16 protein-coding genes and 1 other annotated feature are annotated in these 25,116 nt (G+C 47.3%); of the genes, 14 read left to right on the plus strand and 2 right to left on the minus strand.

The features are described from left to right. Window positions 1-161 precede the first annotated feature (161 nt). From AC6B99_RS06805 to tyrS, 8 genes are all read left to right on the plus strand, one after another. The gene (locus AC6B99_RS06805) at window positions 162-2,738 is read left to right on the plus strand and encodes a glycosyl hydrolase (protein WP_496663059.1); all 2,577 of its coding nucleotides are present in this window, start codon (window positions 162-164) and stop codon (window positions 2,736-2,738) included. 176 nt (window positions 2,739-2,914) lie between these two features. Then, complete coding sequence (locus AC6B99_RS06810) at window positions 2,915-5,713, plus strand: endo-beta-N-acetylglucosaminidase (RefSeq protein WP_496663060.1); 2,799 nt, start codon at window positions 2,915-2,917, stop codon at window positions 5,711-5,713. 119 nt (window positions 5,714-5,832) lie between these two features. Then, window positions 5,833-7,671 carry a sensor histidine kinase gene (locus AC6B99_RS06815; RefSeq protein ID WP_056035282.1) on the plus strand — a complete coding sequence of 613 codons (1,839 nt, stop codon included), beginning with the start codon at window positions 5,833-5,835 and terminating at the stop codon, window positions 7,669-7,671. Continuing rightward, a complete protein-coding gene (locus AC6B99_RS06820; RefSeq protein WP_056035280.1) occupies window positions 7,646-9,208 on the plus strand; it encodes a response regulator transcription factor in 1,563 nt (520 codons plus the stop codon). The genes AC6B99_RS06815 and AC6B99_RS06820 overlap by 26 nt, the downstream gene beginning before the upstream one ends. A gap of 134 nt (window positions 9,209-9,342) precedes the next feature. Continuing rightward, window positions 9,343-10,857, plus strand: a complete 1,515-nt coding sequence (locus tag AC6B99_RS06825) for an ABC transporter substrate-binding protein (RefSeq protein ID WP_496663061.1) — start codon at window positions 9,343-9,345, stop codon at window positions 10,855-10,857. A 96-nt stretch (window positions 10,858-10,953) separates the two neighbouring features. Next, the gene (locus AC6B99_RS06830; RefSeq protein ID WP_056035275.1) at window positions 10,954-11,895 is read left to right on the plus strand and encodes an ABC transporter permease; all 942 of its coding nucleotides are present in this window, start codon (window positions 10,954-10,956) and stop codon (window positions 11,893-11,895) included. A 51-nt stretch (window positions 11,896-11,946) separates the two neighbouring features. Further along, window positions 11,947-12,825, plus strand: a complete 879-nt coding sequence (locus AC6B99_RS06835) for a carbohydrate ABC transporter permease (RefSeq protein WP_235533157.1) — start codon at window positions 11,947-11,949, stop codon at window positions 12,823-12,825. 235 nt (window positions 12,826-13,060) lie between these two features. Beyond that, window positions 13,061-13,283: a binding site (T-box leader), on the plus strand. Window positions 13,284-13,804: 521 nt separating this feature from the next. Then, on the plus strand, window positions 13,805-15,064 hold the full coding sequence (gene tyrS / locus AC6B99_RS06840) for a tyrosine--tRNA ligase (RefSeq protein WP_099521102.1): 1,260 nt from the start codon (window positions 13,805-13,807) through the stop codon (window positions 15,062-15,064). Between the two features lie 324 nt (window positions 15,065-15,388). Here tyrS and AC6B99_RS06845 read toward each other — a convergent pair whose 3' ends face one another. Next, the gene (locus tag AC6B99_RS06845; protein WP_496663062.1) at window positions 15,389-15,616 is read right to left on the minus strand and encodes an HIT family protein; all 228 of its coding nucleotides are present in this window, start codon (window positions 15,614-15,616) and stop codon (window positions 15,389-15,391) included. A gap of 440 nt (window positions 15,617-16,056) precedes the next feature. Here AC6B99_RS06845 and AC6B99_RS06850 point away from each other — a divergent pair, with 440 nt between their 5' ends. The 4 genes from AC6B99_RS06850 to AC6B99_RS06865 all read left to right on the plus strand — a co-directional run bounded on the left by AC6B99_RS06850 (window position 16,057) and on the right by AC6B99_RS06865 (window position 19,444). Next, on the plus strand, window positions 16,057-16,752 hold the full coding sequence (locus AC6B99_RS06850) for a DNA alkylation repair protein (protein ID WP_496663063.1): 696 nt from the start codon (window positions 16,057-16,059) through the stop codon (window positions 16,750-16,752). Window positions 16,753-16,836: 84 nt separating this feature from the next. Then, complete coding sequence (locus tag AC6B99_RS06855; RefSeq protein WP_496663064.1) at window positions 16,837-17,655, plus strand: SPL family radical SAM protein; 819 nt, start codon at window positions 16,837-16,839, stop codon at window positions 17,653-17,655. A gap of 690 nt (window positions 17,656-18,345) precedes the next feature. Next, the gene (locus tag AC6B99_RS06860; protein WP_496663065.1) at window positions 18,346-18,864 is read left to right on the plus strand and encodes a matrixin family metalloprotease; all 519 of its coding nucleotides are present in this window, start codon (window positions 18,346-18,348) and stop codon (window positions 18,862-18,864) included. 16 nt (window positions 18,865-18,880) lie between these two features. After that, the gene (locus tag AC6B99_RS06865) at window positions 18,881-19,444 is read left to right on the plus strand and encodes a hypothetical protein (RefSeq protein ID WP_496663066.1); all 564 of its coding nucleotides are present in this window, start codon (window positions 18,881-18,883) and stop codon (window positions 19,442-19,444) included. Window positions 19,445-20,444: 1,000 nt separating this feature from the next. Here the strand turns inward: AC6B99_RS06865 and AC6B99_RS06870 are convergent. Beyond that, complete coding sequence (locus AC6B99_RS06870) at window positions 20,445-22,439, minus strand: DUF4832 domain-containing protein (protein WP_496663067.1); 1,995 nt, start codon at window positions 22,437-22,439, stop codon at window positions 20,445-20,447. A gap of 667 nt (window positions 22,440-23,106) precedes the next feature. Between AC6B99_RS06870 and AC6B99_RS06875 the strand changes: the two genes are divergently transcribed. Together AC6B99_RS06875 and AC6B99_RS06880 are read left to right on the plus strand one after the other, a co-directional pair. Next, complete coding sequence (locus tag AC6B99_RS06875; RefSeq protein ID WP_496663068.1) at window positions 23,107-24,207, plus strand: Gfo/Idh/MocA family protein; 1,101 nt, start codon at window positions 23,107-23,109, stop codon at window positions 24,205-24,207. 8 nt (window positions 24,208-24,215) lie between these two features. Further along, entirely contained in the window at window positions 24,216-25,109 is an 894-nt protein-coding gene (locus AC6B99_RS06880) for a carbohydrate ABC transporter permease (RefSeq protein WP_496663069.1), read from the plus strand. The last annotated feature ends 7 nt before the right edge of the window (window positions 25,110-25,116 follow it).

The raw sequence follows: 25,116 nt of genomic DNA on the forward strand, positions 1-25,116 counted from the left end.
CCTTCTTCTTTATAATTATGGAAAAATGAAGGCCAAAAATTTTCAATATAGATAGGATTTACATAATATGGGGATTATGATATGGTTGCTATGAAAGCGCATTCAATATCTTGTATATTGAACTTGCAATTACCATTTTTGACATGGGAGGAAGGGAAAGGATGAAAAATTTAATCAAGAAGGCAAGCGTAATGATGCTGGCATTTACTCTGCTGCTTGGATTAATGACAGCACCGCCCGTTCATGCAGACAACGCACTTTTCACAATTGAAAGCGAAAATGCTCAGCTCACCTCCGATCTTCAAGTGACGACCCAAATTTACGGACAACAGAAGCCCGGATACTCCGGAAGTGGATTTGTCTGGATGCAGAATTCCGGTACCATTACCTTTACAGTGACTGTCCCTGAAACCGGAATGTATACGATCTCCACCCGCTATATGCAGGAGCTTAGTCCTGACGGCAGGCAGCAATCTTTAACCGTTAATGGCGTTACGAAGGGTTCGTATATGCTGCCCTATACGACCAATTGGGCGGATTTCGATTTTGGCTATCACAAGCTGAATCAAGGAAGCAACACCATTCAGTTGAAGGCAGGTTGGGGATTCGCTTATTTTGATACCTTCACTGTGGATTATGCTGCTCTTGATCCTTTGAATGTGCAGCCTGTCCTCGCCGACTCTGAGGCCACAGCGGAAACACAACTTCTGATGAATTATTTAACAGAGGTTTACGGCAATCATATGCTCTCCGGCCAGCAGGAGATATACGGAGGCGGAAATGACGGCAATTCCGAGCTGGAGTTTGATTGGATTCACAATTTAACCGGAAAGTATCCGGCCATTCGCGGGTTCGATTTTCTGAACTATAATCCGCTTTACGGCTGGGAGGATGGTACAACCGCCCGGATGATCGATTGGGTGAACAACCGGGGCGGGATCGCAACAAGCAGCTGGCATATTACTGTACCCCGAAATTTCACGGCCTATCAGCTTGGAGAGTTTGTGGAATGGAAAGAAGCCACCTACAAACCGACGGAAACCAATTTCAATACAGCGAGTGCGGTGATTCCCGGCACGAAAGAATATCAATACGTGATGATGGCCATTGAGGATTTGGCAGAGCAACTGGAGATTCTGCAAAATAACAATGTGCCGGTGATCTTCCGACCCTTCCATGAGGCGGAGGGCAACGGCGGATTGAATGGGGAAGGTGCATGGTTCTGGTGGGCTTCGGCAGGCGCGGAGGTGTATAAGCAGCTATGGGATCTGATCTATACCGAGCTTACAGAGACATACGACTTGCACAACTTGATCTGGACCTACAACAGTTATGTGTATAGCACTTCTCCCGCATGGTATCCCGGCGGCGATCAGGTGGATATTATCGGATACGATAAATACAATACCATTTACAACCGCTATGACGGCTTGTCCGGTGTCCCCAATGAGGATGCTATTACCTCTATTTTTTATCAGCTTGTTGATTTGACGGGCGGCACGAAAATGGTGGCCATGACGGAGAACGACACCGTCCCAAGCGTAATGAATCTGACAGATGAGAAAGCAGGATGGCTCTACTTCTTGCCTTGGTATGGGGAACATCTCATGAGCTCTGCCTTCAATTACCCAGCGACCTTAACAACACTGTACCAAAGCGACTATGTCATTACGCTCGATGAGCTGCCCGATTTAAAGGTTGAAAATCCAATTCCAAACGCGTCCATCACACCAGCAACCGTCGAATTTGACAAGTATGCCCCCAATCAAATCGACCCAGCGATAACCGTGAATTCAAATGGAAATACGTTAATCGCTCTCCGCGCAGGAGCCAATGCCTTGTTAGCGAATCAGGATTATACCTTGAGTGGAAATACGCTGCTGCTGAAAAAAGCATTTCTGGCGACGCTGCCGATTGGCGAGCATTCGATTGTCTTTGATTTCAATCAAGGTCAAGATCCCGTATTAAAAGTCAAAATTGTTGACACAACACCGAGCGCATCCATTGCACCCGTGAGTGCAGCATTTGATAAAGCGGCAACTCTAGCGCAGGATATTATCGTCGCCCTTACCTTAAACGGGCACCAGCTTGTAAGTATCTCAAATGGAAATTATACCCTTCTATCGGGCCAGGATTATACGGCATCAAGCGCTGGTGTCGTTCTGAGCAAATCTTATCTTTCCACACTGCCGCTGGGCCAGAATGCCATAACCTTTCATTTCAGCGGAGGAAATCAAGCTATATTAACGCTAAATGTTGTGGACAGCGGTGTTTCCGTACCCGCGGGAGAGCTGACGGTCCAAGCCTTTAACGGCAATACGAGTGCCTCCACCAACGGAATTTCACCCAAATTCAAAGTAGTTAACACCGGTGATGCAGCCATTCAGCTCAGTGATGTGTTGCTCCGGTATTATTATACGATTGACGGGGAGAGAAATCAGAGTTTCTGGATCGACTGGGCCAGTATCGGAAATGCGAATGTAACCGGCAAATTCGTCAAACTGGCGACTCCGGTTGAGGGTGCCGATTATGCTTTGGAAATTGGCTTTACGACCTCAGCTGGAACACTGAATCCCGGCCAGAGCGCAGAAATTCAAGCACGCTTCTCCAAAACCGACTGGTCCAATTACAACCAAGCGGGCGATTACTCGTTCAAGGCATCCAGCAATCAGTTCGTAAACAATGAACAGGTTGTCGGCTATATGAATGGTCAGCTCGTATGGGGAATTGAGCCGTAAGTAGGTAACAAAAGGGTTGGATCGGGGATATCCCTGCTCGAACCCTTTTTGTTGTGTGTTAAAAAGAGCTGTTTCTTTATTTTGAACAGCCAATGTTTAATTTATCTGCTTATGGAAAGGGCTTTCATCGGTTATGGTTACATTGTAAATCGAATCGTGCGAGGAGAGATGGAACGATGCCATTAACAAGAGGAACAAAAGCAGCTGTCCGTAAATGGACAGCCGTTGCTTTAACCGCTTCTATGCTCGTCACCATGATGCCGCTTGCTGCATATGCCGGCGACACATGGCCATTCAAGGGGGAAAGCGCACACGGCAGCAATCAGCCAAGCGTCCACGGCTACACGAGTGGCCAAATTGCGAATTGGAGCCCGGCAACAGACCCGGGTGCCGAGAAGCTGCGTTCAAAGGTGCCGCTGCAAAACCGGATTTTGCCGTTTGCCAGCACACAGGCAAAGCCGACGCTGAGCACCAATGTGAAGATGATGAATGTCGCAGGGGATTATGGCAATGCTTTTATCGAAAATGCGCCATATACGAACAAGTTTGCCCAGTATCATTTCAACTTCTGGCAATACATTGACTATTATTCTTATTGGCATGGAACTGCAAGCGCTTACACTCCGCCTGAATATTACGATGATTTGGCCCAATCGAATTGGCAGCAAAAATGGTTTGAATTCGGCATGCTGAACATCCCTAACCCAACGTATACGGATGCCGCGCATAAAAACGGCGTCCTCTCCCTCGCTGGCGTTTTTTTCTCCAACAATGACCGCGGCCAGCAAACCTACAAACAAATGATTGTAAAAGACAGCAGCGGAAATTTCCCAGTCGCCCAAAAAATGATTGAAATGGCCGATTACTTTGGCTATGACGGTTATTTTATGAACCAGGAGGAATTGTCGCCCAACGTTGCGACAGCGGACATTCCTGCGTATATCGAATTTCTGAAAGTGCTGCAAAGCGGCGGCCTTTACGTGCAATGGTATGACTCGCTGAGTACGTCTACAGGGGCAAATACGTTTACCCGCACGTTCAACAATAACAATATTTCGATGCTGCATGACAAGGTGAATCACCAAGCGGTCACCAATTCCTTTTTCTTTGACTACGGGGTGGGAAATACGCAAATTAATAGCGCGAACTCTTATTTGGCCAGCTATAATGCCGCGAATGGTACAGCCTATACGATTTTTGATATCGGCTTTGCGGGCCTAGAGGCAGGCAGAGACCGTTTTTCTTCTGCACAGGGAACGGCACTTTCGAGCAAGCTGAGCAGCGGGCTGCCCCGTCTAAGTCTGGCTACGCTCGGTGCGGACTTTGTCCATGCGGGCCTGGATGAGGATATGGGGCAAAGCTGGCCGGTGAGCCACCGATCGGAAAACAACTACCAATGGATGACGAATGTGCGTGATCAGCTGTGGTGGTCGGGCCCGAATTTGAATCCGAAAAATACGACGGTTTCCGCTGCTAACACGGCAGCCGACGTCTATGCGGACAACCGCTATTGGCCGGGAATCGCCTCGGTCATTGCGGAGCGCTCCGTTATTGGCAGTACGAACTTTTACACGAATTTCAATACGGGCCATGGCCTTTCCTATTACAAGGACGGTGCGGTCTCGGGTAATAGCGAGTGGTCCAATATGAGTCTGCAGGATGTGCCCGTCACTTGGCAGTGGTGGCAGGATACGACAGGCAATCGTCTGACCGTGGACTATGACTACGGCACAAAATATGATTTTTCGGCTACGCAGCGTTATCAATATGAAAAGCTGGGCGGCTACAATGGCGGCAGCTCGCTTGTGCTGAACGGCAACCTAAACGCCGAAAATTTCCTGCGTCTGTTCAAAACCGATTTGAGCGTAAATGCAAACTCCAAGCTGTCGATCACATATAACAAGCCATCGGCTAATGATGCATCGGCTGCTTATATCGGCCTTATTTTTAAAGATAATCCGAGTCAGGTCGTGAAGGTTGCCATTCCAAATGCCGGCAGCAAGACGAATGGCTGGATTACGCAGCAGCTTGAGCTTGGCGCCTATGCGGGCAAATCGCTTGCTGCTTTCGGGCTTGTCGTTGCTCCAGGGTCAAGCGCGATTGCGGGTTATCAGCTCAATGTGGGGCAAATTCGCATTTTCGACGGTTCGGCGATTAAGCCTGCAGCTCCTTCTGGCCTTGCCATTACGGAAGCCTTTGTGGACACAGGGGAAATGAACATTAAGTGGAATATGGATACCGACTACAGCAAGGTCAAGCAATACGATATCTATATCAATGACGTCTATGTAGGCGGCAAATATGATGAAGTGTTTTATATAAAAGCTCTTCCGTCGACAGCAGGCACGCTGAAGGTCGTTCCGATTGGGGCGGACGGATTGGAGGGCTTTGCCGCAACGCTTCCTTTTAATTTGAATGCGGCAGCTTCCGGCATTAGCGTGAATTCTCAGGAAAATGGCCAGTTGTCGGTGAGCTGGGTAAATCCGCCGAATGCAGCGGGAAATACGACGGTAAGCTTGCGTTCACTGAACTGGATTACGACAGCGCAGCCTATTGTTGCCCAGCAGACGGCCGCGGCAGGAGCCACTAGCGTGACCTTCAGCAATATGCCAATTAACGGCGATGATTTTCTCGTTACGGTTACGACGGGAGGCGGGAGCTCCGTCAGCAAAAGCGGCCATTTTATTGATAAAATAGCCGAGCCTTACAGCGAGCAATGGTCCTGGAACGGCAATACGCTGAATTTGCCGATGCCAAATACGAGGGACTGGCGCTATATGTACGTGTATGAAAATGGCGTGGCGAAGTCGTTCCCGGTCACGTACATTTCCGGCAGCGCGGGCAGCTTTGCGAAAATCATTCGCGGCAGAACGACGAAGGCAAGCCTGAGCTTCACGTCGACAGCTGCCACTGTCTATATTGTAATGGAGGATTATGCGGGAAATAAATCGCAGCCGCTCTATGTTCGCAGCTAAAAATAAATTCATTTGTTAATCAGATCATCTTATACTAGTAGAAGCGGGAGGACAGGGCGATACCCTGTCTTCCTTTTCCTGTTAACGTCGATGAAGGAGCAAGCGGCAAGGGGGAAGGGATGAAGAAGCTGTATATTGATGCGATCAAAAATAATTTGTTTGTCAAAATCATGCTTGTTTTTGCTGTTATTATTGTTTGCGCCACGGCGACTCTCGCTTATTTTACAGTCGATTATATGTCCCAGTCGGTGGCTGACAATGAGCTGGAGAAGCAGAAAATGTCCATGGAGCGCGTCAATCAGCAGCTTGCTGGCAAGGCTCACGTCGTTCAGCAGCAGGTGCAGGACATTTATCGCGACCCGTCCTTTTCCTATTCCTTATCCTATTTGCTGAAGCACTCTTTTTCCGAATATATGAATTTCAAAATGGACAGCTATTACAATAATTTGGGCAGCGGTGTCGATGATTTGGATTTTTTTAAAAAAATGATTGAAAACGATGTTGATATTGCGAATATGCTGCTGTTCAGCTCCGAGAAGCAGTTTCTTTATATGTTCGGACAAAGCAATTTGACGAAGCTGTATCAGACGCAAGCGTCTAAATCCTATGTCCCGGATGCGATGGCGCTGGAAAGCAGCGTCGTATCTACGCCCAACCCGTGGGTTCGCAGGACGATTGGCCAATGGGACGACAAGCTTTTTTCCGTCAGAGTACATATTAATGAAGTAGGCACGCTGAGCAATGTCGGGCAGCTGCTCGTCTTTTTTCAAGCGGATGCATTAAAAACGGCGCTGGCGAGCGAGGGGCGGGACCGACGGGGCAATATTTTGATTTTGTCTGGAGACGGACAGGTCATTTTTGACTCTTCGGACCGATATTACGGCAAGCTCTATCCCTATGTGGACAAAATCAAATCGGTGGACAGCATCGCTTTATTGGAGGAGGAGTCCTACATTTCCATGCTTCCGTCCAGCAGCCTCGGCTACACCGTATTTGGCATCATGCCGAAGCGGGAAGTGGAAGCGATTTATGCGCCTATGAAAAATGCGGTTATTGCAGCGAGCTTTGCGTTTATTTTGATCACGATTTCCATTCCGTCCTTTGTCGTCTTTAATTTTTCACGCCGGACGAACCGGATTATCCGCTCCATGAGGCGGGTAGAGACGGGCGATTTGACGATTCGGATTGTCGACGAGAAGGAGGATGAAATCGGGCAGCTCTCGCAAGGCTTCAACAAAATGCTCGATGAGCTTTCGCGCCATATCGACCGGGTGTATGTGGCCGAACTGAAGCAAAAGCATACGGAGTTTGCAGCGCTGCAGGCGAGAATTAATCCTCATTTTCTCTACAATACACTTGAGGTCATTCGGATGAGAGCCCTTTCCCATGGCGCTGCCGATGTCAGCGAGATGATTTATAGTTTGGCCGTATTGTTCAAGAGCTTTGTACAGCAGCAGACCGTCGTGACGATGGAGGAGGAGCTGGAAAATTGCCGTCTTTATTTGGAGCTGTTTCGCATTCGTTACAAGGATCGTTTTGCCTATTTTATTGCCTGTGATCCCGAGCTGAAGGACCGCATGATGATTAAAATGTCGCTGCAGCCGATTGTGGAAAATTATATTGTCCATGGCCTGCGCTCGGAGGAGGAGGACAACTTGATTAAAGTAACCGCCACTCTGGAAAACGACATGGTGACGATTGTAGCGGAGGACAACGGAACAGGCATTAGCAAGGAACGGTTGGAGCAGATTAAACGGTCGCTTGGCAAGTATACGGTTCAGGAGCAGGAGGATTCACTTGGACTGCGAAGTGTGAAAGAAAGGCTTGAATTGATTTATGGCAAAGACGGTAGATTCGACATCGAGAGCGTCCAAGGAAAAGGGACGAAGATTATTTTCAGCTTCCCGGCTTTAAGGAAAGGAGAGATGGAAAATGTACCGCGTATTTCTAGTCGATGACGAGCCGTTTATACTAGAGGGCTTATACGATGCCATAGATTGGGCAGACCATGGCCTGGAGCTGACGGGCAAAGCAGAAAATGGCCGCAAGGCGCTCGAGCTGCTGCAGCAGGTTCCCGCTGATTTGCTCATTACCGATATTTCCATGCCCATTATGAATGGGCTGGAGCTGATTCGGGCTGCGCGAGCGATCAGGCCGGAGCTGAAGGTTATTATTTTGAGCGGCTACAATGATTTTGAATATTTAAAGGAAGGCATGCAGCTAGGCATTGAAAACTATTTGCTGAAGCCGCTTAATTTCGCCGAGCTGGCCGCAACGCTTGCCCATACGGTCAAGAAGCTGGATGAAACAAGGCGAAGCAGCGCTCTTGAAGCTGAGAAAATTGATATTTTAAAAGATACGATTCTTTATCGCTGGCTGACCGCTGCGATCGATTCCATTCAATTGCAGGAGCGGGCGGCGCTGCTGGATATCCATTTCAGCGGCCGTTATATGACGACGATGCTGCTCAGAGGGGGCGGCGAGCGGGAGGACGGACTCATGCAGGAGCTGCGGCAAACGGCAAATGCCAGCCATGACAGGCTGTTTCTGCGAAATGTAGAGGGTGATGCCGTGCTTGTGTTTATGGCGGAGGAGGAAGCGGATTGCGCTGCCATGGCCCTGCAATTTGCTTTGCAGCTGAGGCAGAGAGAGGAGGCGTGCCCTTATCGGATTTCCATCGGCGCTCCTCAGGCAAGAGGAGTGCAGGAGGCGCTCAGCTATGAGCAGGCGCTGCGGGCACAGGACTATTTTTTGCTGCTGCATAAGGAAGAGATTGCTTTGTATGAGGATTATGCGGCAAAAAAGGACGAGCTGCTGCCTGATACGGAATTAAACTGGGCCAGCTACAGGAAGAAAGTTTCCGCTGCGGATACGGAGGCGCTTGTCACCGAGCTGACAGGCGACTTCCAGGCGATTCAAGCATCCGACGCGGCAACGCCAAGCAGGCTTCGCATGCTGGTGATGCAAACGCTTCTCTGGCTGCATCAGGAGATGGGAGGCGCCAATACGGTTAATGCTATTATTGCGGACCATATGAACGCTTCCTTTAACAAGGCGGCGAAGGCTTCGGAATGGGAGGAGCTGCTTGCCATTATGACAGGAACGATCCGCGACATGTCCACGATGCTTGTTAAAGAGGAGACGAACCCTACGGTCAAGCAGGTGCTGAATTACGTGGAGCAATATTTTGCCACCGATTTGTCCCTCAAGCAGCTGGCGCACAAATACCATATTCACCCGGTTTATTTAGGCAAGCTGTTTCTGAAGGAAACCGGGGAGAGCTTTACGGAATACGTCAACAAATACCGGATCGAGCAGTCCAAGCTGCTGCTCCGCACAACGGCGCAGAAGGTACACGAAATTTCCCGAAACGTCGGCTATTGGGACAGCGGTTATTTTCATAAACAGTTTAAAAAATATGTTGGCGTAACGCCAGCCGATTATAAAAGCATGTTATTTGCAGCAAGCGGCGAATCGGGTGACTCTCCTACATAAAGAGCAGCGTTGTATATGTTTATTTTGAACAGCGTTTGTTTAGTTTCTTCTCTATTTGAAAGTGCTTACATCCGTTAATCTACAAGTAAGTGTTAAGCGTTAGTAAAGGGGCTACAAAAAAAGGGAGGTAACGATTGATGAGACAAAACAAAAGCTGGATGATGCTGCTCGGGGTGCTGCTTTCATTTTCGCTGCTGCTAGGGGCATGCAGCACAAACGGCGGCGCAAAAGAAACAGGTGCAACGGCGGAGAGCAGCGGCAGCGGCAACGGCGGCAATGCGGGCAAAGAGGAAACGGTGGAGCTGAGCTGGTACACAATCGGTACCCCGCAAAAGGATGTCAACCGTGTCATGGAGGAGGTCAGCAAATATACGGCTGAGAAAATTGGCGTAACGATCAAAATGACCCAAATTGATTGGGGCGACTACACGCAAAAAATGCAAATCGCTACCTCATCAGGAACGCCGATGGACATCATGTTTACTTCTTCATGGGCCTTCGATTACGTGCAAAATGCCCGTAAAGGAGCCTTTTATGAAATTGACGATTTGCTGAAGGAGCAGGGCAAAGGAATTGTGGAGACGCTTGATCCAGCCTTCCTCGAAGGCTCCAAAGTAGACGGCCACAACTACGGCATTCCGGCGAAAAAAGAGCTCCCGGCGCTTGAAGTATGGCGCTTTAACAAAACCCTGCTCGATAAATACAATCTGAGCATGGACGGCATTTATACGCTGGAAAGCATAGAGCCGCTGCTGAAGACGATTAAAGACAGCGAGCCGGACATTACCCCATTCGCCATAACGAAGGACTATATGCCGGTGCTGCCGTACGATTATTTGATTACCAACCTGCCAATGGTCGTAAGCTTGGATAAAGGCGACTACAAAGTCTTAAATGTGCTGGAGACGCCGGAGCTTAAAGCAGCGCTTGATACGATGCACAGCTATTACAAGAAGGGCTACATTTCGCCAGAGGCGGCAACGACAAATGGGCTGGATGACACGCAAAAATCCGGCAAATGGTTCCTTGACCGCGCAGCGACGACGCCATTCGCCGATAATCTGTGGAGCGCAAGCTATGGCTATCCTGTCGTGTCGACGCCAGCGAGCGAATCGATCATTTTCAACTGGTCCGTCATGGGCTCGCTGCAGGCGATTTCGGCTAATTCGGAGCATCCAGAGAAAGCGATGGCATTTTTAAACTTGCTGAACACTGATCCGGTATTGCGCAATATGATCGATTCCGGCATCGAAAACGTTCATTATAAGAAAACGGCTGACAACGCAATGGAAAACTTGGATGATTCGAAAAACTATGATATGCCAACCTTCTCGCTAGGCAATGTCACGTTGACGTATCTCAATACGGGCGATCCTGAGAACAAATGGGATGAATACAAAGTATTCAACGAAGCGGGCAAAGCAGCGCCAACGCTGGGCTTCAACTTCGATTCAACGAGCGTCACGACCGAGCTGGCATCGATTCAGAACGTCAAAGGCGAGTTCTGGTCGGCGTTAATGACGGGTACAGTTGATCCAAATGAATATTTGCCAAAAGCGATTGAGAAGTTTAAAGCAGCCGGACTGGATAAGGTAATTGCCGAAGCCCAGACCCAGCTTGATGCGTGGAAAGCGGCTAATCCTAAATAATCCGCGGAGAGGGAGAGGCGAATTTTCGGATTTGCCTCTCTTTTTTTATAACGATAATGAGTATTGAGAAGCTGGCGGTTTAAGGAGAGGAACGATATGAGCGACAAGCTGAAAATATTTTTGCGGGACATCTTTCGCAATCGGGCGATGCTCCTGATGGTACTGCCGGGCGCCCTATGGTTTTTGCTGTTTTCCTACCTGCCGATGGCGGGCACGATTATTTCCTTTAAGCAGTACAGATACAGCAAGGATGGCTTTTTTGCCAGCATCATGAATAGCAAATGGGTGGGCCTGGACAACTTCAAGTTTTTGTTCAGCACCTCGGATGCCTATATCATTACGCGCAATACGGTGCTTTATAATGCGGCTTTTATTATTTTAGGGCTCATATTGGCCGTAGCGATGGCGATTATTTTAGTTGAATTGACGAACAGGCGGCTGAGCAAGTTTTTTCAAACGGCGATGTTTATGCCTTATTTTTTATCGTGGGTTATTGTCGGCTATTTTGTATTCAGCTTTCTCAGCTTTGATAAAGGGCTGATTAATAAAACGTTCGAATGGATGGGCATGGAGCGGATCAATTGGTATTCGGAGCCTGCCAAATGGCCATTTATCCTCATATTGGTCAACCTGTGGAAGCTCGTCGGCTACAACAGCGTCGTGTATTTGGCGGCTATTATGGGAATTGACCGCTCGCTTTATGAGGCTGCGATGATTGACGGTGCAGGCAAATGGAAGCAAATTACGAATATTACGATTCCGCTGCTCGCTCCGGTCATATCGATTATGACGCTGCTCGCTGTCGGAAAAATCTTTTACGCGGATTTTGGACTCTTTTATCAGGTGCCAAGGGATTCGGGCCTGCTCTATTCGATGACCAACGTCATTGATACGTATGTGTTCCGAGGCTTGAAAGTGAACGGCGAAATCGGCATGAGCACGGCTGCCGGGCTGTATCAGTCCTTCGTCGGTTTTCTGCTTGTTCTGCTATCTAACTACATCGTCAGAAGAAAAAATAAGGATAATGCCTTGTTTTAAACGAAGGAGGAGCTATAGGTGCCCGTAAAAAAATCAAAGCGTTTCGATCAAATCTCACCTGCTGCCAACTTTCTCCTGAGCCTGCTGACAGGTGCTATTGCGATTGCCTGCGTCTTTCCTTTTCTGTTCGTCGTCATCATTTCATTTACGAATGAAAAATCGCTTGCCTCGAACGGCTACCGGATTATTCCGAAGGAATGGAGCCTGGAGGCGTACCAATATATATTCCGGACAGGCGAGGCGCTGCTGCGCTCGTATGGCGTTACGATTTTTGTAACGGTCGTCGGGACACTGCTGAGCCTTGTCATTATTACGCTTTATGCGTATGCCATTTTTCAGAGAAGCTTTAAATATCGCCGCTTTTTCAGCTTTTTTGCGATTTTTACGATGCTGTTCAACGGCGGCATGGTGCCGACCTTTATCGTCGTTACGCAGCTGCTGCATATGAAGGATACGATATGGGCGCTCATTATGCCGATGCTCGTCAATGCGTTTTATATTCTCATTATGCGAACATTTTTCAGTACGATGGTGCCAACCGCCATTATTGAATCGGGAAAAATCGATGGGGCGAGCGAGCTGCAAACGTTTATTCGGCTCGTGCTGCCGCTGTCGCTTCCCGGCCTTGCGACGATTGGCCTATTCAATACGCTCGGCTATTGGAATGACTGGTTTAATGCGCTCTTGTACATCGACACGCCTAATCTGGTGCCGCTGCAATCGATGCTGATGCGAATTGAAACGAGCATGCAGTTTATTATGCAAAACTCAACCAATGCTTCGCTCAGCACCGGCATTTTGCAGGACATGCCGCAGGATACGTCGCGGATGGCGATGGTCGTGCTGGCGACGGGACCGATTGTGCTGGCTTATCCTTTTTTCCAGCGCTACTTCGTTCAAGGGCTGACTATAGGGGCGGTAAAGGAATAAAAGGGCGGTGAAAAAAGCGTAGCGGAATGAAAAGGTTGAGCGGAAGAAGCGTCAGCGTTCGCTTTTACCCTTGAAATTTCACCTATTGTAGCTGATTCAAAGAAATTCAAGGGTAATGGCGATCGTAAGCCCAGCTTTTCATGCAGCGCAGCTTCTTTTTTACCATACGTTTTCACTAGACGTTTAGGCTTGCAATGATTTTCACGTTCCGCTATACTGTCTATAATCTAATACATGTTATACGTTGATAGAGCGCAGTAGCAGCTTTGTCCCTGTTGCAGAAAGTCAGGGGTTGATGAGACCTGACACATACATGGGCTGCGAATTACACTCTGGAGTATCTTGGGTAATGCCAAGCGGCAGGGCGAACGATATTTCGCCAAAAGCGGTATGAGCAGCTTTTTTTTAAGCTGTTTGTGCAAGTTGGGTGGTACCACGGTTATTCAATCGTCCCTATGTCTCCAGTAGACGAGGGGCGATTTTTTGTTGCCCACGCAAAAACGACTTCGTCGTCCTTCTGGGACGTGCGAAGAGCTTTGTCGGAGAAATATAAGCCCATTTATAAGTGCAAAACTTATAAATTTTTATATTTCAAGGTGAAACGGCTGTCGCCGTCCTCTGGCGGCGCGGCGCGTTTCAGTCCGAGAAATATAAGCCTATTTATAAGTGCAAAACTTATAAATTCTTATATTTCAAGCAAAAACGACTTCGTCGTCCTTCTGGGACGTGCGAAGAGCTTTGTCGGAGAAATATAAGCCTATTTATACGTGAAAAACTTATAAATTTTTATATTTCAAGGTGAAACGGCTATCGCCGTTCTTTGGCGGCGCGGCTCGTTTCATTCCGAGAAATTTAAGCCCATTTATAAGTGCAAAACTTATAAATTCTTATATTTTGAAAAAGCCTAGCCCAGTGCGTTATTGTGCTCATTAACGTAAATCATGACCATTATTATCGAATAGAAAAGGGGTTGTTTGCTTTGAATATTATGGATGAACTCGAATGGCGCGATGCCATTAACCAGCAGACGGATGCGGAGGGACTTCGCGAGCTGACGAATACGAAGGCGGTATCGCTGTACTGCGGCGTTGACCCGACAGGCGACAGCATGCATATCGGCCACTTAATTCCGTTTATGATGCTCAAGCGTTTCCAACTGGCAGGCCATCGCCCGGTCATTCTGATTGGCGGAGCGACCGGAACGATCGGCGATCCGAGCGGACGCCAGACGGAGCGCTCGCTGCAAACGCTGGAGCAGGTACAGGCGAATGTCGATGCTTTGAGTGCTCAGCTGAAAAAGCTTTTTATGACCGACGGCGACAATCAGGTGCGCATGGTCAACAACTACGACTGGACGCACAAAATCAATGTCATTGAATTTTTGCGCGACTTCGGTAAAAACTTCAGCATCAATACGATGCTGGCGAAGGACGTCGTCTCCAGCAGACTCGATAGTGGCATCTCGTTTACCGAGTTTTCGTACCAAATTTTGCAGTCGCTCGACTACTTGCACCTGTTCCAGAACGAGGATGTGCAGCTGCAAATCGGCGGTTCCGATCAATGGGGCAACATTACGAGCGGCCTTGACCTCATCCGGAAAAAAGAAGGCGCAGAAGCGAAAGCGTTCGGCCTGACAATTCCGCTCATGCTGAAAGCCGACGGCACGAAATTCGGCAAAACGGCGGGCGGCGCGATCTGGCTTGACCCGAATAAAACGACGCCATTCGAATTTTACCAGTTCTGGGCGAATACCGATGACCGCGATGTCGTGAAATACTTGAAGTTCTTCACGTTCCTGAGCAAAGCGGAAATTGAAGCGCTTGAGGAGAAGGTGCAAACCGAGCCTCATAAACGCGAGGCGCAGAAGGCGCTGGCAGAGGAAATGACGAAATTCGTGCACGGCGAGGACATGCTGGAGCAGGCGAAGCGCATAACAGCGGCGCTGTTCAGCGGTGACATTCGCTCGCTCACAGCGGATGAAATTGAGCAGGGCTTTAAAGAAATGCCGACCTTCACAGCGGACGGGGAGCCGAAAAACATCGTCGACTGGCTCGTCGATCTCGGCATTGAGCCTTCGAAGCGCCAAGCGCGCGAGGATATTACGAAGGGCGCTATCTCCATGAACGGCGAGAAGGTGACGGAGCTGGAGTTTACCGTTACAGCCGAGCATGCGATTGGCGGTCGGTTCATCATTATCCGCAAAGGCAAGAAAAGCTACAGCTTAGTGAAGCTGAGCTAGAAGCAAGAAGCAAGAAGCAAGAAGCATGGAGCATGAAGCATACTTCTTTTTCGCGGACTGACGATCCGCTATTTTAAGCTTTTGGTTGATTTCAGCGCTTGAGCGGACAGGAATTCCGTTATCCCTGAGAATTTTGCACAAAAGCGGGGCATTCGCAGCCATTAGCGGCTCCTGAGTCCGCGAACCTCTCCATAAAGCGTTGTTTTGGGAAAATAGCGGCATCTCTGTCCGCCAAAGTTTCGGATTGAACCATTGCCCGGCCAAATAGGGTCGGCGTAAATATAGCCAAACAGCGTAAGGAAGCTGTTTGGCTATATTTTTTAACTATTTATGAGGAATTTCGTGCTGGAAGTCATTGGCCGCCAAGCTGGGCCTGCGATTATCCTCTTTACCCAGAAAGCTGCGCAAATCCTTGCCCGCCAGCGGCTCGTCGGCAAATCTCGGAATGATATGCAAATGAGAGTGAAACAGATGCTGCCCTGCTGCGCCTTGCGTATTCCACTGCAAATTGTAGCCATCGGGCTGATGCAGCTCATCCAAATGCGCCTTCACCTTATGTACAAGCTGATACGTATCAGCCCATTCCTGCTCCGTCAGCTCAAAAACATTTTCCCGGTGCTAGCCGCGGAACAATTAAACCCGAACCAATCAAAATGTCCTGCGGCATTTGGTAAAAAATACAGCTTTCATTGCTTAATATAGCTCGCTGCCGCGCCTCCAGTTCTGGCCTGCAAAATACACATGAATCGTGATTCGTCAATGGAATCGCTCCTTTGAAGGATAGAATGATAAGGCAATAGCTGATCGTGCGCACAGCTCTATTTTACCAAACGCTAGCCTATCTAGGTAATGAAATTGAAAACTATAGGAGTTGAAATAAGCTGTGATATAGATTTCGTTATCTTGCTCTTTCATTCTCTTAGGCTCACAGCCTTGGCCGCTTGAGGTATAGTAAGGATAAGACGAACGAAATGGAATAGCGGGGGATGGAAATGGCCAAAACGATAAGGGAAGAGCTGCTTATGCGTGCGGAGGCGGATTATCAGAAGTTCGCTGCGTCGCTGATTCCGAATATCAGCAATGTAATGGGTGTTCGGCTGCCGGAGCTGCGCAAGCTTGCAGCGGAAATTGTGAAGGGCGACTGGCGCGCCTATTTGGCGGATGCGGATGATGAATTTTTCGAGGAGGTCATGCTGCAAGGTATGGTCATAGGCCTCGTGAAGACGGATATGAAGGAGCTTCAGCGCTATATCGCTGATTTTGTGCCGAAAATCGATAACTGGTCCGTCTGCGACAGCTTCTGTGCGGGGCTGAAGGTGACCAAAAACCATATGCAGGAAATGTGGGATTTTATCCAGCCGTATTTTGCTTCGGAGCAGGAGTATGATTTGCGTTTTGCCGCGGTTATGCTGCTTAATTTTTATGTAACGGAGGAATATATGGAGCGGGTGCTTCAGCGGCTCGATCAGATTGACCATCCTGCGTATTATGTGAAAATGGCCGTCGCATGGGCGCTATCCATTTGCTACATCAAGCAACCGGAGCCGACGATGGCCTATTTGAAAAATAATGCGCTCGACACTTTCACGTATAACAAAGCGCTGCAAAAAATAACCGAATCGTACCGCATCGATCCGGATACGAAAGCGATTATCCGCAGCATGAAGCGGAAAGTCGTGAAGAGCTAATCAGGCAAGGCTGATTGAAGTAGAGTAAGTATAGTAGATGGCATACAGCGCATGCTTATTATTTAGAATGCCGGAGGGGGCACGATGAAAAACGAACTTTTATACAAGCAGCCGAAGACGCTGCTCAATAAAGGGACCGGCTTTCTGTCAGGCTACAGCCATTCGCTCAATCCTTATACGGGCTGCGCCTTCGCTTGCTCCTATTGCTATGTGCGGGGCATGCCGGTGTCCATCTTCCGTGGACAGGAGTGGGGAAGCTGGGTTGATGTTAAGCTTGGCGCCGCCGAGCTGCTTAAGAAAGAGCTGCGAAAAGCAAAGGTGAAGGGGCCCGTGACGATTTTTATGTCCTCCAGTACGGACCCGTATCAGCCAGCCGAATATAAGGAGCAGGTGACGCGCTCCTTGCTGGAGGCGATGACGGAGGAGCCGCCGGAGTTTTTGCTTGTTCAGACGAGAAGCCCGCTCGTTACTCGCGACATCGACTTGCTGTTGCGCCTGGGAAGCCGGGTGCGCGTCAGTATGACGGTGGAGACGGATTTGGAGGCGATCCGGAAGCATTTTTCACCGATGGCTCCGCCCATTCAAGCTCGATTGAAAGCTTTGCGATTACTGAAAGAAGCGGGAGTGCCGACTCAGGCGGCGGTTGCACCATTGCTGCCGAGCAGCGAGGCGTTTGCGGGCAAGCTTGCCACGCTCGTGGATCGGGTGTGCATAGACGATTATTTTATGGGTGATGGAAGCGGCGGTAAACGAACGAGGCGACTTGGTCTTGAGACACTGTATGCGCAGCTAGGAGCTGAGGAATGGTATGAGCCTTCGGCTTACGAGACGGTTTATCGGCAGTTCCGTGAGGTTTTTGCGGAGGAGCAGCTGTTTATAAGTCAGGCGGGGTTTGAGCCTTGAGGGTAACGAATTTTATGGGATGCGTAAGATGGAGATTATATTTTTGTAGGATATGCATATGCAGTCGCTCTCTGTGCGAGAGATCATTTACGGCCTTGTGAAGACAGCAAGAGCGAAATCGTACAATCTGCACATGCACCTGAAGCCAGTATTTGAATGCCCAATAACCGCTCTCCTTCAATGGATAGAGGTTATTGGGCATTCGTCTGTTTTTCTGCATGCGTACAATAATAAAAAGTGACACATAGAAAGAAATAAAGACGACCACTTTAGGTAGTGCAACAAATCCAGACTAGCTATTATAGTCGCGCAGAATGTCTGATCAAAGAAAATTTATAGGTTAAGGGGTGTTAAATGTAGATATAGAAAAATTAGTTCCTTTAGTACTTCATAATTTTAAAAATAATACAACAAAACCATTTTCAAACAATTTTAAACTTTTTGGGAAGTGAGATCGTCAGGGTACATACAAGTGACTTTTAACTGATATGTAGCGCAATAGACAATTTGGACTGCTAGTATCAATCATTAAGAAGGTCGCTTGTAACAACATGAGACTAATTACACATTAAATGAGCAATTGCCCTCAAGCAGAATGAATATTTTCAATTCATTGGAGTGGGTTTTAAAGAAAGAGAGGCGACCAGCGTTAATGCTGCAAATTACTGGGGAGGAAGCAGTAAGTATAGAATGACAAACGGAATTGATGATGGGATATTTTCTAATAATGCAAATCCCAGTGTAACGATCGGTAATGTGACATATAATATGCAACAAGCTGCGGAAGGTGCAATGAATGCATGGAATAACTCAACAGAAGCCTATTATGCAGATTATACAGTTAATCCGACCTATGACTCATATATCACAGCATACGGTGTAAATTACGGCAACAATGGTCTTAATGGTTGGTGTGAAATGTATAAAACTCAATCAAGTTCAGAACCTATGAATCCAACTCAAGGGTCACCGACTAGTAATTATTATTATGCCGTAGTCTATGGAAATGCATACCATATGGCCGACGGCACTCCGATGACCTATGATCAAAGAAAAGCTGTTTACGCACATGAAATTGGGCATGCATTAGGATTAGCTCATGCCTCGGTAGGTGTTGCATCTGTAATGAGAGATGAAGCACAACGTCATGCAAATAACTGGCTAACCCCTCAAACCGATGATATTGATGGTGTAAATGCTCTATACTAAAGAAGGAGTGATAAAAATGAAGAAGATTAATTCCATGCTTACTCTTATTCTTACCTTTATTTTATTGTTTGGTTGCTCGAATGCGACAACTGGTAACACGGAATCATTAACAGAAGTTGATTACGGATTAATGGATCTTGCGGAGATATATCCAACTCTGGATGAACTGGCTGCTGCTTCGCCACTAATTGCTGAAGTTAAATTAGTTAATGATACCGAAAAAATTCAGTATGAGGGCGCAAGGTTTACATTTACTAATGCTGAAGTAAAAGATGTCATTAAGGGTGAAAAAAAATATATTGGGAAGGTAATAAAAATTTTAGAGGTTACATCATTTAATATTAATTTAACGAAGAAAAATGATAAATTCCTCTTGTTTTTGGATAAATACGAAGGCCCGGTAACTTCTGAAGAAGCGTATGTTATTACTGGTGTCTATCAAGGTAAATTTGGTATAGATGGTCAGAATAAGATTAGTTATGATGCCGCTAAATACAATGGAGAAGTTACATTTCAAAACGAATTCAATAATAGAGATATTAATTCGATCAAACAAACAATTAAAGAAAAAAATAATTAAATTAGGCTTAATCTAAAAAACGGTGCTTGACAAATCATTCAAAAGTCGGTGCAGATAGCACTCGATTAAAATACCCACTTTGTGCTGGGTGTAATGTTGTTTTTAGGCCAACGGTTCGGCATGAATATGAAGTTCATTCTTATCGATGTAGAATTTGAATAACATTTAGTTCTGGCAAGCCATGCACCAATTTCGGTGTTGAGCCGTTATTTTATCAGAAAAATAATTGTATGAAACGCTATACCTCAAAGAGAACTGGCACATTCCAGTTCCCTTCTTTACCTAGTCCCAACATGAGAGCGATTGGTATTGATTTCGCAACATTATCCAATATTTTATCCGTCTAATATTATATTCAAACTAGGTGGTGGATTATGGATGGTGAAATCATGGAAGATCGCCTTATTTAGCTTCACCGGAATGATTGTTTTTCTAGTAATACTGGCTGCTGTATCTATCAATAATATTGGGTACAACAACGTAAAATAAATGTATCGATTGCAAACAACGGATCAATCCATTGTGCAGATCGATAGCGTCACAGAAGAGAGGGAGCGATATCTTACAAAGGCAAAGCAACCTCATGAACTGCTAAAGACACGTATGGAAAAGGAGTGATGGATTTCTACTAAACAGGAAGAGTCAGGTTACTTTTTTGAAAAGGATTGTAGGCAAGAGATTGTGTCAATGTAAAAATGGAAACATTCTTATATAGTTTACGATTTGAAAAATGAATTCGCCAACATCGCAGATTAAATAGATGAAAAAATTCAAGCAACAAAATATGCTGTTGCTATATGTATGCGAGCAAAAATTGAATGTATTTTTATTTGTAAGTCATACAATTTTCTTTTGAGCAGAAGGAAGTGTAACAGTCGTACTTGTAGATTAGAATCGAAAAAAGTTTATTGAATAAACCATATATTAAAAAAACGGCTGTCGAGCATCCTCGACAGCCGTTTTAACATTCATTACCGCATTTCATTCCTCAATCCATCTACTATTTCGTCACACTACTCAGCTTATAAGCCCCATCAGCGAGCCTGTTCATATTTGCAAAATCGACGCCCGGCGCATTCGTTTGCGGGCTGATGATCGCAATGGCGATATCATAGGTTCCCGCAGCAAGTCCGGTGACGGGGATCGAATCGGTAATCGTATAAGTGCCTGTTTTCCACGTGCGCAAATCAACGGTTGTCGTCTTCTTCGCGACGATCGTATTGCCGCTGCGCAGCTGGATTTCGACTGGCCAGCCGAATGGGAAGTGCTGAACACCTTTATTTTCTACCTTAATCGTTGTCGCAAGCGAGCTTCCGGTTATGGCAGATGGATGCGAAATTTCCTTCACGACAAAATGATAGCCCATCCGTTTTTTCAGGGTGTCTATATTGCTTTGCAGCGTATTGCCTACGGCGAGCGAAGCGGGCGAGTTGGGACCGAGCCAGCTTGGCTTGCTCAGCTCCGTCTGGCGTTGCGTTTCCGTAAAGCCGCTGCCCGTAGTGAGCGCGGCAGTCATGCCGGACGCTCCGCCATAAAATTCCCCGCCAGAAATGCGCGTCTCCCAAAAGTTAGCGTGCGCAGGCTGCTGCTGGCCGATGTCGTCCCAGTAGCCATTTTGCGTGCCGGTATACCAGCCCCAATCCGCATCGAAGCTGTCTTTATGTCCGAACACATCGTTAAACATGCCCATTACCATGCCTTTATTGTTCGTTTTGGCAAGCGCAATGCTGCGTCTGATCAGCACCTGCATTTTGTCCTCTTTGCCGGCGAAGGCATCAATATAATGCTGCACATATTGATTCGAAATCGCATTTGGTGGGAAAGCGCCCGTGTAATTGGCTTCGCCATTTGGCCCTACATAAGGCCATGTGTGAAATTCCGCCCAATGGCCAATCGAGCCAATTTGCACAAAAGCGACCGGACGTTCATTTGTATTATACCGGGCGGCGATCGCTTCAATAGCGAGCTTATGCCGCTCTATTAAATAAGCAGAGCTGTAGTTGGGCGAAAAGCCCATATTGTTGCCGGTGCCCATTCCGCCTGTCGTATCGTTATAAGCGGTGCCTGGAGATTGGCCGAGGGCGACCATCTCATTATAAAGCCAATCGGGAATATCCCGGTGCGCTGCGCCAGTTGGGCTGTCTAGAATAAACCGCAGCACAACTTTTACGCCTAGGCTGTTCCAATGAGCAAAATTGTTCGTCGCTTCAATGGCAGCGAAATTATACGTTCCCTTCGTCGATTCAAGCTCCTTCCAAGTTACCCCAGCATAAACGAGCTTGTGCTGCTGGGGGTAGCCAGTCGTTTTAGCCGATGGAGCCCAGCCTTTAAACGGGTTATTAAGCGGGCTGTCGAGCTCAACCGGGTATGCGACCGTTGTCGCTCCGCCAGGGTCGCCCGAACCGCCGCTGGAAGTAAGTAAATAAGAGGGCAGCGTCTGGCTTGCCGCAGGCAGCCGCGAGGTTGTGGAGTTGTTATCAATATAGCCAGCTTGAATGGTGCTGCCAGCGCTGATCTGTAAAGTGGCCAGAGGTATGGCGACTTCAATAACGGTTGAGCTGCGGAAAAATTGGGAGGAGGAGAGGGTGGTATTGGCATTCCAGCTCCAGTTGCTGCCGGTTCCTGCATAGCGGTATAACCCGGCATTTTCCAGCAGCCATTCGATGCCAGTAGCGCCCCAGCCTGATGCCTGATAGCCCGTTGCGGTATTGTTGTCGATATTCAGCCAAAAGCTGCCCGTTGCCGTGCTTAAGCCTGAGCCTTGAATGAGCAAATAAAGATTTGTTCCATCGTTTGTCATTTTGAAGCTTTGAGCGGCTCCCGTACCTGTAGCGAGCGCGTTAATGCTGCTCCAATCGCTTACATTGCCATCGACCGTAATGGTAGCGGCTTGTGCTCCCGGAACGGTGCCAATCGGTTGAAAGATCGCGAAGATGAGCGCAAAAATCAAAAATAAATGAACCAATAGCTTTTTGTTGCCGGCTGCTTTAAACATGGTAAACCTCCTTGGGTATAGGGTTGTCCCGTTAGGACTTTCAAGCGAACGAATGGCCGTCTATCCTTCCATTTTACAGGTAAATCACCTCCCTTCAGCAGAAAAGCGGCTTGTCCAAAGCTTGTCTAAATCTGCCTTTAATTTGTTACCTTCATGAGAGCATTGTAAGCGGGATCATCTAGATGATGGATTTTTAAAAGTAAAAATTTGCGGCAAATAATTCGAGGGATTTTCATGATGCAGAAGTCGGTTATATGTTGCATTATAGGCGATATGAACATACAGAACAAGAGAAAATTTCCAATTCCCACATGAAATTTGCCTAAATATAAAGCAGTTGACAAACTTCAATTCCATGTAATAATCTATATCAAATGAAATAAATTTGCGGCAAATACTTAACGGGATGAAAAGAGAGGTGTGACAAACAGTATCTTGTAAGCGTTTTATAACTATGAAAAACTGATGAAACCTCAGTTAATTCAAGGTTTTTAGCGAATATCAATCTATTTGCCGCAAATATAGCGAAAAATTAGCCAAAAATTAATTGACAACATAGGCGAACTGTTTTACTATCGTAACAGAAGCAAAACTTTGTTAGATAACCTAACATGAGACGCGGTGAATAACGAATACCGCTAAATTAATGACAACGGAGTGTGTAGACATGGGGAACATTAGAATGGCTTTTATCGGTGTCGGCGATATGGGGTCGCATCATTGCATCGGTTTTGATTTGCTTCCGGATAGTGATGTTCGTTATATCTGTGATATGAACGAAGCTAACGTAGCGCGTACCGTTGCTGAGCTTAAAAACAGCAGCCCGGCTATTGTGACGGATTACCGTGAGCTGCTGCATAAAGAAGATGTGGATGCGGTTGTCATCAGCGTTCCGAACTATTTGCACCGCGAGGTCGCCGTTGCTTTTCTGGAGGCAGGCAAGCATGTGTTTCTGGAGAAGCCGGTTGCCCACACGATTGAAGATTGCGATGCCATTATTGAAGCAGCGGAAAAATCCGGTCGCATTTTGCAAATCGGACTCGTTTACCGTTATTCCAACTTGTACCGCCGGATGGCCAAGGAGCTGGAAAATGGGCGTCTGGGCGATGTGAAGCTAATGTGGTGCAAGGAGTTCCGTGATCCATTCCCGCCAACCGAATGGTTTTATGACAAGTCGAAGTCGGGTGGTGCGATCGTCGAGAAGGATTGCCACCACTTTGATATTTTCAACTGGATGATTCAGGCGAATCCGGTACGCGTATTTGCTTCCGGCGGCCAGCATGTGATGAAGCAAGGACAAGAGAACATCATTACCAATTCCTACAGCCATTATCCAGCGAAAAATATTTCCGATACGTCGATCGTCGATCACGCCTTTATTACGATTGATTATGACAACGGCAGCAAGGCGAACCTCGGCCTTTGCATGTATTTGAAGCCAAGAAACTTGCTTGGCGAAGGACTTGAAATCGGCTTAATTGGCGACAATGGCGGACAGATGGTCGCGCGCAATGACAAGACGATTGATATCGTCGGCGGCGAGGATTGGACGAAGGACCATCTCGATATTGATGTATCCTCGGATTCCATTATGGGCGGCCATACGGGCGGCCAAACGCAGCGTATCGATTTCCTGAAATGTGTAAGGGAAGGCAAGCAGCCGTTTGCAACGGCACAGGTTGGACGTAATGCGCTGCTGATCGCGCTCGCTGCCGAAAAATCTATTTTAGAAGAACGGTACGTCTATTTAGAAGAAATCACTGGCTAAGGGGTGTCATGATGAATAGCTTGCGAAAATATGACACATTGCTGTTTTTCCTATTTATTATGCCGTGGATCATTGGCTTTACGATTTTCTTCCTGATTCCATTCGGCACTTCGGTGTTTTACGCGTTTACGGATGCGAAGCTGCCGGGCGCGGTCCATTATAACTTTGTCGGCTTCGATAACTTCATTCATATGATTGATGATCCGATTTTTCTGAAAAGCTTGCTCAACACGATGTATTTCGTCGTTTTCGGTGTTCCGATCGTAACGGCGGGCATGCTGGTGCTGGCGATGCTGCTTAATTTTAATGTGAAGGGCATTGCGTTGTTCCGTACCTTCTATTACTTGCCTACGCTTGTTCCCATTGTGGCAACCGTCATTATTTGGCGGCTCGTCTTCAATGCGGAATTTGGCATCTTGAATGCGGGGCTAGGTTTGCTCGGCTTTGACAAAACCGATTGGCTCGGCAGCGAGCATACGATTAAGCCGGTTATTATCCTGCTGCAGGTATGGATTTCGGGAAGCGGAGTGCTGATCTTTCTGGCGGCGCTCAAAAATGTGCCAAGGCATTTGTATGAGGCGGCTGAAATTGATGGAGCGGCTGGTGTCCGCAAATTTTTAGCCATCACGCTGCCGATGATCAGCCCTTCGATTTTGTTCGTCATCATTATTCAAACGATGTACAACTTTCAAATGTTTACGGAGGCGCTGCTGCTCTCCAAGGGCGGCCCGAACTACGCAGCTTATACATTTGTCTACAATATTTACAAATCGGCCTTTACCGACTTGAAGTTCAGCATGGCGATGTCACAATCGATTTTCCTGTTTGCGCTGATCTCGCTCGTCACCTTTGTGCTGATGAAAATATCGAATCGCTTCGTTTATTACGAAGGAGAGAGATAGGGGGATC

The organism is Paenibacillus liaoningensis, assembly GCF_059609455.1.

Bases quoted from the DNA above. Each gene is read 5' to 3' on its own strand.
- AC6B99_RS06805 (WP_496663059.1), top strand. From the start codon at position 162: ATGAAAAATTTAATCAAGAAGGCAAGCGTAATGATGCTGGCATTTACT.
- AC6B99_RS06810 (WP_496663060.1), top strand. From the start codon at position 2,915: ATGCCATTAACAAGAGGAACAAAAGCAGCTGTCCGTAAATGGACAGCC.
- AC6B99_RS06815 (WP_056035282.1), top strand. From the start codon at position 5,833: ATGAAGAAGCTGTATATTGATGCGATCAAAAATAATTTGTTTGTCAAA.
- AC6B99_RS06820 (WP_056035280.1), top strand. From the start codon at position 7,646: ATGTACCGCGTATTTCTAGTCGATGACGAGCCGTTTATACTAGAGGGC.
- AC6B99_RS06830 (WP_056035275.1), top strand. From the start codon at position 10,954: ATGAGCGACAAGCTGAAAATATTTTTGCGGGACATCTTTCGCAATCGG.
- AC6B99_RS06850 (WP_496663063.1), top strand. From the start codon at position 16,057: ATGGCCAAAACGATAAGGGAAGAGCTGCTTATGCGTGCGGAGGCGGAT.
- AC6B99_RS06855 (WP_496663064.1), top strand. From the start codon at position 16,837: ATGAAAAACGAACTTTTATACAAGCAGCCGAAGACGCTGCTCAATAAA.
- AC6B99_RS06860 (WP_496663065.1), top strand. From the start codon at position 18,346: ATGACAAACGGAATTGATGATGGGATATTTTCTAATAATGCAAATCCC.
- AC6B99_RS06865 (WP_496663066.1), top strand. From the start codon at position 18,881: ATGAAGAAGATTAATTCCATGCTTACTCTTATTCTTACCTTTATTTTA.
- AC6B99_RS06870 (WP_496663067.1), bottom strand. From the start codon at position 22,439: ATGTTTAAAGCAGCCGGCAACAAAAAGCTATTGGTTCATTTATTTTTG.
- AC6B99_RS06875 (WP_496663068.1), top strand. From the start codon at position 23,107: ATGGGGAACATTAGAATGGCTTTTATCGGTGTCGGCGATATGGGGTCG.
- AC6B99_RS06880 (WP_496663069.1), top strand. From the start codon at position 24,216: ATGATGAATAGCTTGCGAAAATATGACACATTGCTGTTTTTCCTATTT.